Source organism: Mesorhizobium sp. WSM4806, from assembly GCF_055811635.1.
Genome location: NZ_JBVVQZ010000007.1, coordinates 243369 through 258723, shown reverse-complemented (window position 1 = coordinate 258723; position 15355 = coordinate 243369). Strand labels below are relative to the sequence as shown.

Sequence of the window (15355 nt, the reverse complement as noted above, 5' to 3'; positions counted from 1 at the left end):
CTTGCGAGATCGATAGGCGGCTTGCAAAATCCGGCCCGAAGCCGCGCTTTGACAGGGATCAGCCCGCTGCGGGAGCGGAGTTTGGACGAAGCGGCCTGCTGCGGCGTTTCATGTTGTGGCGGACGATCTCGGCGATCAGGACGGGCGCTTCCTCGACCAGCATATGGCCGGCCTCCGACACGTGGTGCAGGTGGAAATGCGCCGGCAGACCATCGGCCTGGCTGAAGGGCAGCACCGCGTCATCGGTCCCCCAGACCACAATCACCGGCATATCCAGTGTTTCGAGCCGTTCGTGCGGGATGACGCCCTGCCGATCGTCCCTGGTCATGGCGGCTGCGATCTCGACAAGTTTGTGCAACTGGCCGGGACGCGCGCGCATTGCGCCAAGCACATCCACGATGCGCTCCGAGGGCGGGCTTTGCGGTCCGGACATGGCGGCGAGGCAGGCGCGAATTTCACTTTTGCCGGCTGCCGCTGCGTAACGGCGCAACAGCGGGCCATTGATCTCAGTGCCAAACCCGCCCGGCGCCAGAAGCGTCAGCGAGGCTATTCTTGCGGGTTCGGCCAGTGCCATCAGCACAGCCGCCGCCCCGCCCATCGAATGGCCGACGAGATGCACCCTCCTGATTCTGCGTGCGGCGAGGTCTGCCAGAACAGCCTGGGCGGCTGTCCTGGCCGGGCCGCCACCCGGGAAATCGAGGGACAGCCCATGGCCCGGAAGATCATAGGCCAGTGTCCGTGAACCAGGTGCCAGTGTCGAAATCACCTCGTGCCAGTCGCCGTGGCAACCGCCGAAGCCATGCAGAAATACAACCGTCTTCGGGCCGGCGCCCCGTTCGGTAGCGTAAAGCGATGAAATCATGAAATTCTATGGTTTTACGCGAATTCGGATGTGGCGGGATTGCGTCTTTTACCAGGTTCGATGGCCAGTAAGTTTTCGCGATCGGCCGTTCTGGTCGCAAGGACTAGCTGGCATTGCCGAGCCCGGCCGCACGCAAAGCCTCGACCAGCCGCTCGGTCAGATCTGCGGGGTATCTCCGCTCGACAAAAGTCGCGCGCGGATCGGCGGCGAATTTCGGGAACTTGACAGTCAACTCGTCCAGAAGTTCGTGCGCCAGTTGATCGCGGCCGGCGACCTTGGCAGTGATCAGCCGCGCAGCCAGATAGTGCGATTTCGTCGGCGTCGCTTGCAACGCATCGCTAGCAAGTGCGGCCTTGTTCATATCGCCAGCCATGAACTGGCCGACGAAAAGCCCGTAATCCCACCAGGTCGGATGGGCGCTGGAGGTTTCGGCGGCGTGAGCAAGGATCGGTGTTCCCTCCCCGTACCTGCCGGCGAAAATCAGCCCGTAGGCATAAGCTGCCGCCATGCTGAGGTCGTAAGGGTTGAGTTCGTAGGCCTTGCGCATCCAGCGGATCGATTCCTCCGAATTGCCGAGGCGGGAATTGAGATAGCCATAGGCACGGTGGGCATAGGGGCTGGTCGGCCCCATCTGCACGGCGCGACGCGCCAGCGACATCGCCTGTTCGATCGTTGCGCCGGCTGGATAGGCGTAGTGATCTGTGCCCGCCTCGAGATGCAGGGTCGCCAGCTCCGAAAAGACGAGCGACGATTTCGCATCCCGATCGACCAGGATTTCGAGGCAGCGATAGGCAGCCTCATGGGTTTTGGCGCCCTGGTCGAGATAGTATTTGTCGTTGAGCAGCAGACATTCCGTCAGGCCGGTCTGAAGGCCGCTCTGTTCGATATAGTTGTAGATCGCGCCCGAGGCGGGAACGGCCGAACTCAAAATGCCGGCGACACTGTCCTCGACGGTGGAGGGTGTGCTGTCGGCGGCAGTCAAGTTGCGTGACAGCAGGACCCGCCCGGTCGCCACGCTTTGAAGCTCCAGCGTGACATCGCCTGCCGTTGGCCCCGGCAAGACATCGAATACGAAGCTGATCGCATCGGCGACCGGATCGGGCGGGCCGTCAGCATCGCGACCGATGAAGGTGACCGTGTCGAAGCGGCTGAGGCCGGCGCGCAGCGATGCGGCGACTCGGGCAGCCTCGGCACTGTTGGTTTTCACCGCAATGTAGACGAGCGGAAGGCTTTCAACCGGAGCCCATGGCGCAATGCTGCCGGTTGCCACCGCATTTTCAATCGTCGGCGCGGCATCGCTTCCGGCCAGCAATGCGCTGCCCCCCTGACGAAGGATCAGCACCCCCAGCATGGCGATGACCAGAGCGATCGCCAGCCAGAAGAACTGGAGATGACGCAGCACCGAGGGTGCCGGCTGGCGAACGACGGGGGACGATGCGGCAGGTGCGGCCATGACGGGTTCTTCGGGCGATTCCGGCAAGGTGGCCGCCGCTTCGACGTGTTCCGCCGACGCCGGCTCGACCGGCAGGCGGATCGCGTTGAGTTCATAGGATGGAACATAGCCGCCACGCGGAATGGCAATGCGGATCGGCTCGGCAACACCCTCATTGGCAAAGTAATGCTGCAGAAGCTCGCGCAGCCTGCCCGCCTGCACCCGCACCACGGCGTCGGTCGACGGATCGAAATCGCCGTCCTTGCCGAAAACATCCATCGCGATGGAAAAGCCCTTGAGCTTGTCGGCTTCGCCTGCCTGCTCGCGCTCGACCAGATAGCGAAGCAGCTTACGCGCTCGTTCGGATCTCCCGAACGTTTCGCTGGCTAGCAATCGCTCCAGCGTCTCGCGCACTGCGGGGGCGGCAGGCGTGGCATGCTGCAAGTGTCGATCCTCTCGAAGTCGGCACAGGTTAAGACGCAATCATATAGCGCCTGCACTGCCATACAAGCATGCATCCATTATGCGATCGCGTACCCCACCGGATAATATTCCGGTGGTTAATGGCGCGAAAGACTGGAGCAGGATGATACCATCCGGGGTCATCTTGCTCCAGCTCAGCTCCTCTAGTCGGCCTTTCCGCCGACGATGCGATTGGCGGCGGAAACCACGGCTTCCAGCGAAGCGGCCACGATATTGGTGTTGATGCCGGCGCCGAACAGCTTGCCGCCGGGATGCTCCATCTCGACATAGGAGATGGCCGAGGCATTCGAGCCGCGCTGCATGGAGTGCTCCGAATAGTCGAGCACCGACATCGGCACGCCGACATGGCGCGACAGCGCGTCGACAAAGCCGTCGATCGGACCGGTTCCGGAGCCTGATATCGTCACCTCCTTGCCGCTGTCGAGGATGATCGCCTCCACCGCTCGCCGCCCCTTGATCTCGATGTCGGGATAAGTGTGGTGGTCGAGGAATTTCAGCCGCGCGTCGGGCTGATCGACGTAGGTTTCGAGAAAGCGCTCGTAGATGCGCTTGGCCGGCACCTCCTTGCCTTCGGCGTCGGTGATCGCCTGGATCGCTTGACTGAACTCGATCTGCAGGTTGCGCGGCAGATTGAGGCCGTAGTCCGCCTGCAGCACATAGGCGATGCCGCCCTTGCCGGACTGCGAGTTGATGCGGATGATCGCCTCGTAGTTGCGCCCGACATCGGCCGGGTCGATCGGCAGATAGGGCACTTCCCAGTACGGCGTGTTGGCCTTGCGCAACGCCTTCATGCCCTTGTTGATGGCATCCTGATGCGAGCCGGAAAAGGCGGTGTAGACGAGCTCGCCGACATAGGGATGGCGCTCGGGGATCTTCAACTGGTTCGAATATTCGTAGACGTCCTTCATCCGGTTGATGTCGGAGCAGTCGAGCTCGGGATCGACGCCTTGCGTGTACATGTTGAGCGCCAGCGTGACGATGTCGACATTGCCGGTGCGCTCGCCATTGCCGAACAGCGTGCCTTCGACGCGGTCCGCGCCCGCCATCAGGCCGAGTTCGGTGGTGGCGATCCCGGTGCCGCGGTCATTGTGCGGATGCAGCGAAATGAGCAGGTTCTCGCGGTTGTCGAGATTGCGGCACATCCATTCGATGCGATCGGCATAGATGTTGGGTGTCGACATCTCGACCGTGGACGGCAGGTTGATGATCAGCTTGTTTTCCGGCGTCGGCTTCATGATTTCGGTGACGGCGTTGCAGATTTCCAGCGCCACTTCGAGCTCGGTGCCGGTAAAGCTCTCCGGCGAATATTCGAAACGATAGAAGCCGCCGGCCTTCGCTGCCATGTCGGTGATCATCTTGGCCGCATCGGTGGCGATCCGCCTGATGCCGGCGACGTCCTTCTCGAAGACGACGCGGCGCTGCAGTTCGCTGGTCGAATTGTAGAAATGCACGATCGGGTTGGTGGCGCCCTGCAGCGCCTCGAAAGTGCGGGTGATCAGTTCCGGCCGGCACTGCACCAGCACCTGCAGCGAGACATCGTCTGATACATTGCCCTCTTCGATGCACCAGCGGGCGAAATCGAAGTCGGTCTGCGAGGCCGACGGGAAACCGATCTCGATCTCCTTGAAGCCCATGTCGAGGAGCAGGGCGAACATGCGCGCCTTGCGCTCGTGGCCCATCGGATCGATCAGCGCCTGGTTGCCGTCGCGCAGGTCGACCGAGCACCAGATCGGGGCCTTGTCGATGACTTTCGAAGGCCACACGCGGTCGGTGAGACCGACGGTCGGGTAGGGTTGGTATTTGCGGGCTGCCTCCGGCATGCCCCGGGCTGCCTCCGGCATGCCCCGGGCTGCCTCCGGCATGCCCCGGGCTGCCCCCGGCATGGCCCGGGCATCCTGGCCCATCTCCCCGCTGTCTGAGCGGATCTCTTCTCGTGCGTTCATTGTCGTCTCTCCCGGCGGCTCGCGGGATCCGCCTTCAGGCGGATTTGGTGCCGAGCGGCGCCTTTACCAGATGTTCATTCGCTAGATGTGACTTGCCAATTTTGAGACTGGCCAAGGAGCATGCGCGTGAGCGGCGGTTCGACCGCCGGGCGCTCCTTCAGCGAACCCGGCGATCGCCGATAAGGCCGAGCAGCAGCAGAGCGGAAGCAAGCGCGCGCACGGTCTCGCCAGCAAAGCCGGTCTGACGGGAAGCGACGGAGGTGGCGCGGTTGGTCATGGCGGTTTTCATACAGGAGCAGCCAAAGCGAGGCAAGTGGGGCCGAACGACAGTGTCGTAAGCAGATGAGTTGTCCGGATTAGGTAGCACGTGAGTTGTCCGATTTTATCACCAGCGCATGGAGGCTGGGGATAAAACGGACAGCATGGCAACCCGGCGTCGAACACTCGCCGTCCACAGCAACATCGGCCGTCTCTCGATCGAACCTGGCGCCGACTGGAACAAAAAACGTTCCTGCGTTGTTCTCCAACCGTCCCGATGTTCGAAGGGGCTGGGTTATACGCCGGCCAGAGGCGATCCTTGCGGCAGGCGCTCGGCGGGCACGCAAAGCCAAGGGATGGCGAGGCAAATGGATCCTGACGATCTCAATACAGAACGGATCGTCACTGTGTTCGGCGGGACAGGTTTTCTCGGGCGCCGGATCGTGAAGCGGCTCCTGGAAAGGGGTTTCACGGTCCGCGCCGCATCCCGCCACCCGGCTCGTGTGGGCCAGGTTTTTTCCTCGACGGCAAGGCCGCCCGAAGCCGTCGAGGCGGACATATTGGATGCGTCCTCGATCGGGACGGCCATTGACGGATCACAAGCGATCGTGAACGCCGTCAGTCTCTACGTCGAGCAGGGCGCCCAGACGTTTGAGCGCGTGCATGTGGAAGCCGCAGCTGAACTTGCCGCCGCGTCGCGCGCTGGCGAGGTCGACCGGTTCGTCCAGATTTCGGGGATCGGCTCCGATCCTCAATCGGATTCGAACTACATCAGGGCACGTGGGCGCGGAGAAGAGGCGGTGGCGGGCGCATTTCCCGGCGCCATCATTGTGCGTCCCGCCGTCATGACGGGACCTGACGACGTTTTCCTCACGACGATTGTCAGGCTGATACGTCTCCTGCCGGTTTATCCGCTGTTCGGCGATGGTGGCACACGGCTTCAGCCGGTCTATGTGGAAGACGTCGCAGACGCAGTCAGCCGGCTGATCGGCGGGCGAAACCACAAGGGCTCATCGATATTCGAATTCGGCGGCCCGCGCATCTACACCTATAAGGAACTGCTGCGGGAGATCGCCCGACAGCTCGATACCCACATCAGGCTGATGCCGGTGCCGTTTGCGGCGTGGGACGCCTTGGCCGGCGTCGCGGAACTCCTTCCGGGAGCGCCGATTACGCGCAACCAGGTCGATCTTATGCGGCACGACAATGTGGCCGCAATCGGCGCGCCGGGCCTGAAGGAACTCGACATCGCGCCGCGCGATATCGAGGAGGTGATCCGCTTGATCGAACGGCGCGCGTGAGGCTGCTCGGGCTCGTCTCCTGCTTGGCAGGACTCTACGATCCTGCCGGGAACCTATCGCCATGCGGCGGGTTGGTCGAGTTTGAACCAATGAAGAAGAAGGAAAAGAACCATGGCCAGATGCGATCAATGCGGAAATGACTATGACAAGGCTTTCGAAGTGACGCTGGCTGAGGAAAGCTATACGTTCGACAGCTTCGAATGCGCGATCCAGAAACTTGCGCCGCTCTGCCCGCATTGCGGGTGCCGGATCATCGGACATGGTGTCGAACAAGATGACATCATCTACTGCTGCGCACATTGCGCCGCGGAGGAAGGTGCAAGCGCGCTGACCGATCGCGCGCCTTGATCGCCCGCATTCCCAGTGGCAAGCGACGGTGCCGGTCGTCGAGCCTAGCTGTCCTTCCTCGGTTTCTCGGCGACGATATTGCTGCGCTTCTTCCACTCCGAGAAGCCGCCGCGCAGGCTGCGCGCGTCAAGTCCCATCTCCTGCGCGACCTTGGCGGCGAGCAGCGAGCGCCAGCCGGACGCGCAGTAAAACACAAAGGTCCTGGGCTCGGCGAATATCGGCTTGTGGTAGGGGCTTTCCGGGTCGATCCCAGAATTCGAGCATGCCGCGCGGCGCATGGAACGCGCCGGCGATCATGCCCTCGCGCTCCAGTTCCCGCGGATCCCGGATGTCGACCATGACAACGCCGTCGGGAATGGTCGCCATGTCCGCTGCCTCGACCGAGCGGACGACCGCATCGGCGTCGGCCAGCAGGTCCTTGTATCCCTTCGGCATGGTCAGCGCCCCATCGCGTAGAACTCGTCGTTCGGCCGCATGCTGGTGACGTTGGCCAGCCGGTTTGACATGGCGAAGAAGGCGGCGATGGCCGCGATGTCCCAGGCGTCCTCGTCGGTGAAGCCATGCATCTTGAGGTCCGCGATGTCCGCGTCGCCGACCTCGTAGGCGCGCGCGGAAACCTTCATGGCGAAATCGAGCATCGCCATCTGGCGCGGGGTGATGTCGGCCTTGCGGTAGTTGGTGGCCACCTGATCGGCGATCAGCGGGTTCTTTGCGCGAATGCGCAGGATCGCACCATGGGCGACCACGCAGTACTGGCACTGATTGGCATTGCTCGTGGCCACGACGATCATCTCCCGCTCGGCCTTGGTGATCGGGCCGGGTTTGTCCATCAGCGCGTCGTGATAGGCGAAGAAGGCGCGGAACTCGTCCGGCCGATGCGCAAGCACGAGGAAGACGTTGGGCACGAAGCCCGACTTCTCCTGCACGGCGAGTATCCGTTCGCGGATGTCGTCGGGAAGGCCGGCGATCTCGGGAACCGGGAAGCGGCTTATGGCGGGCGCGGTCATCTGTGTTCTCTCCCTTGCACGGCCGTCAATGCGACCAGCTTTAGGCCGTCGAAGGCTTTTCTGCGAGCCTCATGGAAGGGCTGAAGTCGGAACGGCCGCGCGCCGGCCAGGTTGAAAGGCGCCGCCCCAGGACCATGGCTGCGAAAGTCAGGAACATTGCTCGACACGGGCTTATTGGCAGGCACGGAACCGTGGTAGCAAAACCGTGACCAGCGAAAGAAACAAAAGGGCGGTTTGGCCGTTCTGATCAGCCGCACAAGCGGCGGGGTATCCGAAGACATGACTACGCCGCAAATCCTGTCGTTCGCCGTTATCTTCATAATGATGGCGGCGCTCGTATGGGGTCGGTATCGATATGATCTGGTTGCAGCCGCGGCACTGTTGTCCGCACTCGCGGTTGGCATCGTGCCTTTTGACGAGGCCTTCAGCGGGTTCAGCGACGATATCGTGATCATTGTCGGCAGTGCCCTGCTGGTGAGCGCAGGCATCGCACGCTCGGGCATCATGGAAGTCGCCATCAGGCGGTTCGCTCCGAACCTGTCGGGCGTTCGCTCGCAACTGGCGCTGCTGGTCATCGTGGTCACGATCCTGTCTGCCTTCGTAAAGAACATCGGTGCGCTCGCGATCATGATCCCGATAGCCTTCCAGTTCGCGCGCCGGTCGAGCGTTTCACCGTCGATATTCCTGATGCCTATGGCGTTCGGGTCGCTGCTCGGCGGACTCATGACGCAGGTGGGGACATCTCCCAACGTCGTTGTGTCGCGGGTGCGGGAGGAACTGACCGGCACCGCCTTCACAATGTTCGATTTTACACCTGTTGGAGCTGCCCTGGCCGCCGCCGGAACGATCTTTCTGGTGTTTTTCTATTGGCTGCTGCCGGTGCGCGAAAAGCTGGGCGGGTCGGTGAATGAAGCCATCGATATCAAGAATTACCTGACAGAGGCCCGGATTGTCCGCGATTCCACTGTGCTCGGCAAAACCGTCGCAGACCTCATGAAGCTTTCCGGCGGCGATGCTATCGTGACATCGATCCTGCGCAACCGGACCATGCGGATGACGCCACTGCCCGACGTTGTCCTCAAGATGAACGACATTCTGCTGCTCGAGGGCGACCCAGGGGCGCTGGATCGCCTTGTCTCGCAGGGCAAACTCAGCGTTACGGGCAGCCGGGCCAGCGGGGATGACACGACCGGCGAGCTGGTCGCTATCGAAGCCGTCATCGGTGAAAACTCCCCGTTGATCGGCTGGACAGCCCAGCGCCTTGCCCTCTATCACCGCTTCAATGTCAACCTCCTGGCTGTCAGCCGTCACGGCGAGCGCCCCGACCGCAGGCTGGCCGAAATCCAGCTAAGGCTGGGCGACGTCATCGTGCTGCAGGGCAATGCCGCGACGATACCCGAGATACTGCGTGAACTCGGCTGCCTGCCGCTGGCAGAAAGGGCTATCCTGCTTGGCAGCGTCCGCAAAGGTGTTGTGCCGGTAACCATCCTTGCTCTCGCCATGATGGCGACTGCGTTCGGGCTGCTCCCGGTCTCCGTCGCTTTCTTTGCGGCCGCGGTCGGGATGGTGCTTTTCAAGGTCATCCCGGTCCGAGACGTCTACCAATCGCTGGATGGGCCAATCCTCGTCATGCTCGCCGTTCTCATTCCGGTGAGCGATTCGCTACGCAGTACAGGGGCGACCGGCGTCATTGCCGGCGAGCTTGCCAAACTGGGGACCATTCTTCCGGCGCCCGGCGCATTGATGCTCATCCTTGTCGCCGCGATGGCCGTTACGCCATTCCTCAACAATGCCGCCACCGTTCTGGTCATGGCGCCGATCGCCGCCGCGTTTGCCGGCGATCTCGGCTACAGGCCGGAAGCATTTCTGATGGCAGTCGCCATTGGCGCCGGCTGCGATTTTCTCACCCCGATCGGCCACCAGTGCAACACGCTCGTCATGGGGCCGGGCGGCTACCGTTTCAGCGACTATCCGCGCCTGGGACTGCCGCTATCGTTCCTCGTCGTCATTGTTGCCGTGCCGATGCTCATGATCGTTTGGCCAATGAACTAATATATGCTCCTCGCCATCCTCAAAAGAGGCCGAGCGTTTGCAGCAGGCTTTCGAATGTGACCTTTGGTTTCTTACCTGTTTGCCTATCCGTGTACATGTAGTCGTCGGACGACTGCTTGCGTATGTTGCTCGGGCTATACCCGAACTGCTGCGTGAAAGCTCGACTGAAATTCGCCGCTGAATCAAAGCCGACTGCTAGACCAACTTCGGCGACCTTTCGGGTGTCGGAAGGATCCGCTAACATTGCATGAGCTGCGGACAGACGTCGTCGACGAATGTAATTCGCAACGCCGCCGGACGTTTCGAAAAGCTCATAGAGCCGTGTCCTCGAGGTCGCCAGTTCCCGGGCGAGAGCATCCGGTGTCAGGTCGGGCGAGGCAAGATTGCTCGAAATGAAGCGTCTCGCCCGCGTCATCAATCCGATTTGTGAGATCTGATCGTTGCCGTCATCACGATCCACCAAAGGTGTAACCGCGTCGAATACCATTTTCCGCAAACGGTCCTTGATTCTAGGAAGGTCGTCTTGCGTGAAGCGATCGAGATTGGCTTCAACGCTTGACACAAGATCGATCAGCAGTTTGGCCCGGTGTCCACCCAAAACGACGTTGTTGCTCGCCGCCGGCAAGCTACCTCCATCGGCAAACAGATCGACGGGAACGATCAGGCTGATCGACTCCGTTGCCAGCGCCCGCCCGCTAAACGGATGCCCGAGCGACCGGATTTCAATCATGCCCGGTTCATTTTGCGCGACACGTCCGTCAACTCCGGTCCAGGTGCGACCGGCGCGGAGAACGGTGATCTGCCAATGGTCAATTGGACTGAACCGCACCGCGTCTGGCGAGCGTTCGTAACTGAAGGCCGGAACCGTTTGTTGCAACAAAAGCATGCCGCCCAGATTCCACACCGCCTGCTGGACGACAAATCCATCCTCGGGATTCACATTGTTCGGCAGACGCGAATCCATCAATATCGCCATATGCTCCCGCCAGGCAGCAAACTGCTGGACTGGTGGAAGGATTTCCGTCTCAAAGCGTAACGACGTCAGGACGGCCTTCTCCACCTCATCCTCACCGAGTGGATCCTGCGACATGCGCGGCCAGCGGCGACGTTCGACAGATGTCGGCTCCCTGTCGTTAGGTGGGACCGTCTTATCCGACATCATTGCCTCCAGCCACGACCCGGAAGTCCGCGACGTCGCGCTGCTTCAGGAGATATGCCACGTCATCGCCATGGGGAGGAACTGACCGACCGCATAGACAACATTCCGACCCTGCCAACTTGTATGGAAGAACGACATGCGTCGTCATCTTCGAAGTGTATCGTTTATAAGAAACAAAATCATTGGCTATATTTAAGGATCCCTGGTTGTAAAGTAGTTAATTATATCGCGCACCAAGTCAACAAAGCTTAGCCGTTAGCGGATCGATCCTGAACCGACCATGAATGGGTTTCTTGGCTCGCTTCGAGATAAAGGCCTTTGGCAGCACCGATCTCGGCACAGGCAATAGAATCGCCTGAAGCCCACCGTCTCCATCAAAAAACAAATGTCTGCGGCGGTCAGCTGCAAAAATGGACGATGTGAAAAGTTTCCGGATTCCCTGATATCGCAACGTACGAACCGGGGAGGTATTGGACATCATCAAATTCACTCGAGAAAGAAAACCTGAAGTCTCAGTGCATTCTAGACACCTACATGTCTTCATTCTAGCGCTGATGGTTAACGAATGAGGTGTTCCAGTGAGTATAGCATTTCATCCTACAAATTTGAACTCTGCTCTTTCATCGCAACGGAGGGTACTTGTCGCGGGCGGGGCCGGCTTTCTCGGATCACATCTGTGCGAACGTCTTTTGCAAGACGGCCATTCTGTTATCTGCGTAGACAATTTTTCCACGGGGCGGCTCGAGAATTTGCGCCACCTCCTGAACTACGACACGTTCAGCTTTGTGCGCCACGATATCGTGGAACGGCTCGATCTGCCGGTCAACGAGATCTACAATCTCGCCTGCCCGGCTTCACCGCCGCACTATCAGGCCGACCCGGTCCATACGTTGAAGACGAACGTGATCGGGTCGCTCAATCTTCTGGAACTGGCAGCACATTACCAGGCGCGGATTTTCCAGGCTTCCACCTCGGAAGTCTACGGCGATCCCCATGTGCATCCGCAGCCCGAAAGCTATTGGGGCAATGTCAATTCCTTCGGTCCGCGCTCTTGTTATGACGAAGGAAAGCGCTCTGCCGAGACTCTGTTCTACGATTTTCATCAGCAATACGGCGTCGACATCCGTATCGTGCGCATCTTCAACACCTATGGTCCGCGCATGCGCCCGGATGACGGCCGGGTCGTTTCCAACTTCATCGTGCAGGCGCTCAAGGGCGAAGACATCACCGTTTACGGCGACGGGTCGCAGACCCGTTCCTTCTGTTACGTGGACGATCTGATCGAAGGCTTCTACCGGCTCATGTACAGCCCTCAGGCGATCCATACGCCTGTCAACATCGGCAATCCCGGCGAATTTACAGTCGGTGAGTTGGCCGAGCAGATCGTGGGAATGACCGGCTCGAGCTCCAAAGTCGTCTATCACCCGTTGCCCGTGGACGATCCGCGCCAGCGTCGGCCCGACATCACAGTGGCCCGGAGAGAACTTGGATGGGAGCCGACCGTGGCGTTGGCCGATGGGCTGAAGTCAACGATCGCTTATTTCGAACGGCAGTTGAGGAAGCCCTCCGGAAAGCTGGCGGAGGCCGCCTGATGTCCGGCAAGAACGTACTTGTCGTTGGTGGGGCCGGCTTTATCGGCAGCCATACAGCCAAGCTTTTGGCCAGGCAGAGTTATGATCCGATTGTCTACGACAATCTATCCACGGGTCACCGGTCAGCCGTCCGATGGGGCGCCTTCGTTGAAGGCAACATCCTTGATTCGGAGCGGTTGACCCACGTCATGGATGAGTATCGCCCTATCGGGGTGATCCATTTTGCTGCATCGGCCTATGTCGGCGAATCCGTAGAGAAACCGGCAAAATATTATCAGAACAACGTCAACGGGACCCAATCGCTGCTGGACGCCTGCCAGAGAAGCGGAACGCGCAATATCATCTTCTCGTCAAGCTGCGCCACCTACGGCATTCCGGATCGCTTGCCGATTAGCGAAGGCGAGAGCCAGCGCCCGATCAATCCTTATGGACGCACGAAGCTCATCGCGGAGCAAATGCTTGCCGATTATTCGGCTGCCTATGCGCTGCGCTACGTGGCGCTGCGTTATTTCAATGCGTCCGGCGCGGATATCGACGGGGAAATCGGCGAAACCCACGATCCAGAAACACATCTCATTCCGCGAGCCATGATGGCCGCTGCAGGCAGGATCGATTTTCTCGAAGTCTATGGCCAGGATTACGATACGCCCGACGGCACCTGCATTCGCGACTATATTCATGTCGCGGATCTCGCGCGCGCGCATGTGCTGGCGCTCGAACATCTGATCAACGGCGGTGGCAATCTGGCCGTCAATCTTGGCAGCGGGCGTGGTACATCCATCAAGGAAATTCTCGAAGCGATCAGCCGGCTGACAGGTCGTAACGTGCCGGTCGAGATGCGCGCTCGTCGTGCGGGCGATCCTCCGGTGCTTTATGCCGATCCGGCGCTCGCTGCCGAAAAACTTGGCTTTCAGGCGCTCTATTCCGATCTCGATACGATCATTCGCACAGCGGCTCCCTTCTTCGGGCTCGAGGTGCGCTCATGAGCACGCCGCGCATCGCGCTGTCCGTTGACAGGGAAGAACCCCTGATGGTGCCGGTCTTCACCGGCCGAAAGCGCGTCGAGTACATTATGGGCGCGGTTTTGTGGGCGATGGCCGTCGCATTCTTCTGGCAATGGTGGGTTTTCGGAGCCACCCACACCAACATGGTCGGCTCAATTCTGGTGACGGCGCTTCTGGCGTGGGTAACGCTTTTGCCAGTCTACTTCATCACCATTTTCTTCAATGCACGCCGGCCGCACGGACGGCTGCGTATCTCCGCCGGCAGTCGCGTTGCCATGGTGGTCACCAAGGCTCCATCAGAACCTTTTGAGGTGGTGGCCGAAACCTTGCGGGCCATGTTAGCCCAGAACGTGCCTCACGACACGTGGCTGGCCGATGAGGATCCATCGCCCGCAACGCTCGCATGGTGTCGCGAACATGGCGTATTCGTTTCCACCCGCAAAAATCGCGCCGATTACCATCGCCAGTCCTGGCCCCGCCGCACACGCTGCAAGGAAGGCAACCTGGCTTTCTTCTACGATCATTATGGCTACGACCAATATGATTTTGTGTCGCAGCTCGATGCCGATCATGTTCCCGAACCGGACTACCTATATAACATGTTGCGGCCTTTTGCCGACCCGACAATCGGTTATGTTTCCGCGCCCAGCATTTGCGATCGCAATGCACATGAAAGCTGGTCCGCGCGTGGCCGCCTCTACATCGAAGCGAGCATGCATGGGTCACTGCAAGCCGGATACAACAATGGCTTCGCGCCCGTATGCATCGGATCGCACTATGCGGTGCGCACTGCGGCACTGAAGGAAATCGGCGGGCTGGGGCCAGAACTCGCCGAGGATCATTCCACAACGCTCTTCATGAATGCCTATGGCTGGCGAGGGGCTCACGCGCTTGATGCCATCGCCCATGGCGACGGCCCACGGACGTTTGCCGATCTTGTAACGCAGGAGTTCCAGTGGTCGCGGAGCCTGGTGACGATCCTGTTGCAATACTCACCAAAACTGATCGGACACTTGCCGCTGCGTTTGAAGGTTCAATTCCTATTTTCGCAGTTCTGGTACCCGCTATACGCCTTCTTTCTTGCTCTGACATTCCTGTTGCCCGTGATTGTGCTGGTCAAGGGCGATAATTTCGTCAACGTCACTTACCCAGAGTTTCTGCTCCATTTCATGCCGCAGTCGCTTATGATCCTGCTTTTGGCATTCTGGTGGCGGTCGAGTCGCACATTTCGGCCTATCGACGGCAAGATTTTCAGTTGGGAAGCGATGTTGTTTTTGCTGGCACGCTGGCCGTGGGTTCTGGCTGGAACCTTTGCCGCGTTCCGTGACTGGATGACCGGATCCTTTGTTGATTTTCGCGTCACGCCAAAAGGCACGTCCGAAGTCGATCCACTGCCGTTTCGCGTGCTGGCGCCGTATGCCTTCGTGGTCCTGATCTCCATTCTGCCGGTCGTGTTCGTGCAGGATGCGTATCAAACGCGCGGCTTTTTCGTCTTCGCCATCATCAATGCTTGCTTTTACTTGCTGCTGATTTTCATCATCTTGCTGCAGCATGGCAGGGAGAATAACGTGCGGATGAAAAGCCGCGCCTATCGCCCCGCGCTGGCAAGCAGTTTCATGGCCCTTTTGATGGTTACCAGCTTCGCCACGGTCGAGCGTGGACGCGACGGCATTGAGGCGCTCGCCTGGGGAACCAAAAGCTTTTCCCTGTTCGACGACAGATTCTCAATTGCAGGGGCAGGCGTCGGTGGTCGCGCTGTTCACAAGACCACCTTCAATCCACGTTGGCGCACTCCCAGCAATTCAAATCAGCGATAGAAGGCAATCAACACATGAAGATCGCAATCATTGGAACAGGCTATGTCGGTTTGGTCAGCGGCACATGCCCGGCCGCACTGCCTCATGCGACCGAACA

The 15355-nt window shown here is 60.1% G+C and carries 11 protein-coding genes and 1 pseudogene; 6 read left to right on the top strand and 6 right to left on the bottom strand.

The genetic code is table 11. The features are described 5' to 3' along the window. Window positions 1-58: 58 nt before the first annotated feature. The 3 genes from AC0L2M_RS13810 to leuA form a co-directional block, all read right to left on the bottom strand. Window positions 59-862: an alpha/beta fold hydrolase gene (locus AC0L2M_RS13810; protein WP_473535126.1), complete on the bottom strand. Its 804-nt coding sequence runs from the start codon at window positions 860-862 to the stop codon at window positions 59-61. 103 nt (window positions 863-965) lie between these two features. Beyond that, a complete protein-coding gene (locus AC0L2M_RS13805) occupies window positions 966-2738 on the bottom strand; it encodes a hypothetical protein (protein ID WP_473535125.1) in 1773 nt (590 codons plus the stop codon). Window positions 2739-2920: 182 nt separating this feature from the next. Continuing rightward, window positions 2921-4597: a 2-isopropylmalate synthase gene (leuA, locus tag AC0L2M_RS13800; protein ID WP_023797923.1), complete on the bottom strand. Its 1677-nt coding sequence runs from the start codon at window positions 4595-4597 to the stop codon at window positions 2921-2923. Window positions 4598-5346: 749 nt separating this feature from the next. Between leuA and AC0L2M_RS13795 the strand changes: the two genes are divergently transcribed. Next, the gene (locus AC0L2M_RS13795) at window positions 5347-6279 is read left to right on the top strand and encodes a complex I NDUFA9 subunit family protein (protein WP_473535124.1); all 933 of its coding nucleotides are present in this window, start codon (window positions 5347-5349) and stop codon (window positions 6277-6279) included. A 111-nt stretch (window positions 6280-6390) separates the two neighbouring features. Next, entirely contained in the window at window positions 6391-6627 is a 237-nt protein-coding gene (locus tag AC0L2M_RS13790; protein WP_023797920.1) for a hypothetical protein, read from the top strand. Between the two features lie 44 nt (window positions 6628-6671). Here the strand turns inward: AC0L2M_RS13790 and AC0L2M_RS13785 are convergent. Together AC0L2M_RS13785 and AC0L2M_RS13780 are read right to left on the bottom strand one after the other, a co-directional pair. Next, window positions 6672-7062: pseudogene (locus tag AC0L2M_RS13785) on the bottom strand (rhodanese-like domain-containing protein). A gap of 2 nt (window positions 7063-7064) precedes the next feature. Continuing rightward, window positions 7065-7634 (bottom strand): peroxidase-related enzyme, encoded by a 570-nt coding sequence (locus AC0L2M_RS13780; RefSeq protein WP_128174323.1) that lies wholly within the window; start codon window positions 7632-7634, stop codon window positions 7065-7067. Window positions 7635-7913: 279 nt separating this feature from the next. Between AC0L2M_RS13780 and AC0L2M_RS13775 the strand changes: the two genes are divergently transcribed. Beyond that, on the top strand, window positions 7914-9686 hold the full coding sequence (locus AC0L2M_RS13775) for an SLC13 family permease (protein ID WP_473535123.1): 1773 nt from the start codon (window positions 7914-7916) through the stop codon (window positions 9684-9686). 19 nt (window positions 9687-9705) lie between these two features. Here AC0L2M_RS13775 and AC0L2M_RS13770 read toward each other — a convergent pair whose 3' ends face one another. Then, the gene (locus AC0L2M_RS13770) at window positions 9706-10848 is read right to left on the bottom strand and encodes a helix-turn-helix domain-containing protein (protein ID WP_023797917.1); all 1143 of its coding nucleotides are present in this window, start codon (window positions 10846-10848) and stop codon (window positions 9706-9708) included. A 575-nt stretch (window positions 10849-11423) separates the two neighbouring features. Here AC0L2M_RS13770 and AC0L2M_RS13765 point away from each other — a divergent pair. Genes AC0L2M_RS13765 through AC0L2M_RS13755 form a run of 3 tightly spaced genes read left to right on the top strand, consistent with a single transcriptional unit; the run spans window position 11424 to window position 15258 of the window. Then, window positions 11424-12437 carry a UDP-glucuronic acid decarboxylase family protein gene (locus AC0L2M_RS13765; protein WP_287227633.1) on the top strand — a complete coding sequence of 338 codons (1014 nt, stop codon included), beginning with the start codon at window positions 11424-11426 and terminating at the stop codon, window positions 12435-12437. Beyond that, window positions 12437-13423, top strand: coding sequence for a UDP-glucose 4-epimerase GalE (gene galE / locus AC0L2M_RS13760; RefSeq protein WP_473535122.1), 987 nt, complete (start codon window positions 12437-12439; stop codon window positions 13421-13423). The genes AC0L2M_RS13765 and galE overlap by 1 nt, the downstream gene beginning before the upstream one ends. Further along, window positions 13420-15258 (top strand): glycosyltransferase family 2 protein, encoded by a 1839-nt coding sequence (locus AC0L2M_RS13755; protein ID WP_473535121.1) that lies wholly within the window; start codon window positions 13420-13422, stop codon window positions 15256-15258. Before galE ends, AC0L2M_RS13755 begins: the two co-directional genes overlap by 4 nt. Window positions 15259-15355: the final 97 nt, after the last annotated feature.

What these genes read in the sequence shown, in the direction of transcription:
- AC0L2M_RS13770 (WP_023797917.1), bottom strand. Translation starts at nt 10,848, where the DNA reads ATGATGTCGGATAAGACGGTCCCACCTAACGACAGGGAGCCGACATCT.
- AC0L2M_RS13790 (WP_023797920.1), top strand. Translation starts at nt 6,391, where the DNA reads ATGGCCAGATGCGATCAATGCGGAAATGACTATGACAAGGCTTTCGAA.
- AC0L2M_RS13755 (WP_473535121.1), top strand. Translation starts at nt 13,420, where the DNA reads ATGAGCACGCCGCGCATCGCGCTGTCCGTTGACAGGGAAGAACCCCTG.
- AC0L2M_RS13795 (WP_473535124.1), top strand. Translation starts at nt 5,347, where the DNA reads ATGGATCCTGACGATCTCAATACAGAACGGATCGTCACTGTGTTCGGC.
- AC0L2M_RS13775 (WP_473535123.1), top strand. Translation starts at nt 7,914, where the DNA reads ATGACTACGCCGCAAATCCTGTCGTTCGCCGTTATCTTCATAATGATG.
- AC0L2M_RS13810 (WP_473535126.1), bottom strand. Translation starts at nt 862, where the DNA reads ATGATTTCATCGCTTTACGCTACCGAACGGGGCGCCGGCCCGAAGACG.
- leuA (WP_023797923.1), bottom strand. Translation starts at nt 4,597, where the DNA reads ATGCCGGAGGCAGCCCGCAAATACCAACCCTACCCGACCGTCGGTCTC.
- galE (WP_473535122.1), top strand. Translation starts at nt 12,437, where the DNA reads ATGTCCGGCAAGAACGTACTTGTCGTTGGTGGGGCCGGCTTTATCGGC.
- AC0L2M_RS13780 (WP_128174323.1), bottom strand. Translation starts at nt 7,634, where the DNA reads ATGACCGCGCCCGCCATAAGCCGCTTCCCGGTTCCCGAGATCGCCGGC.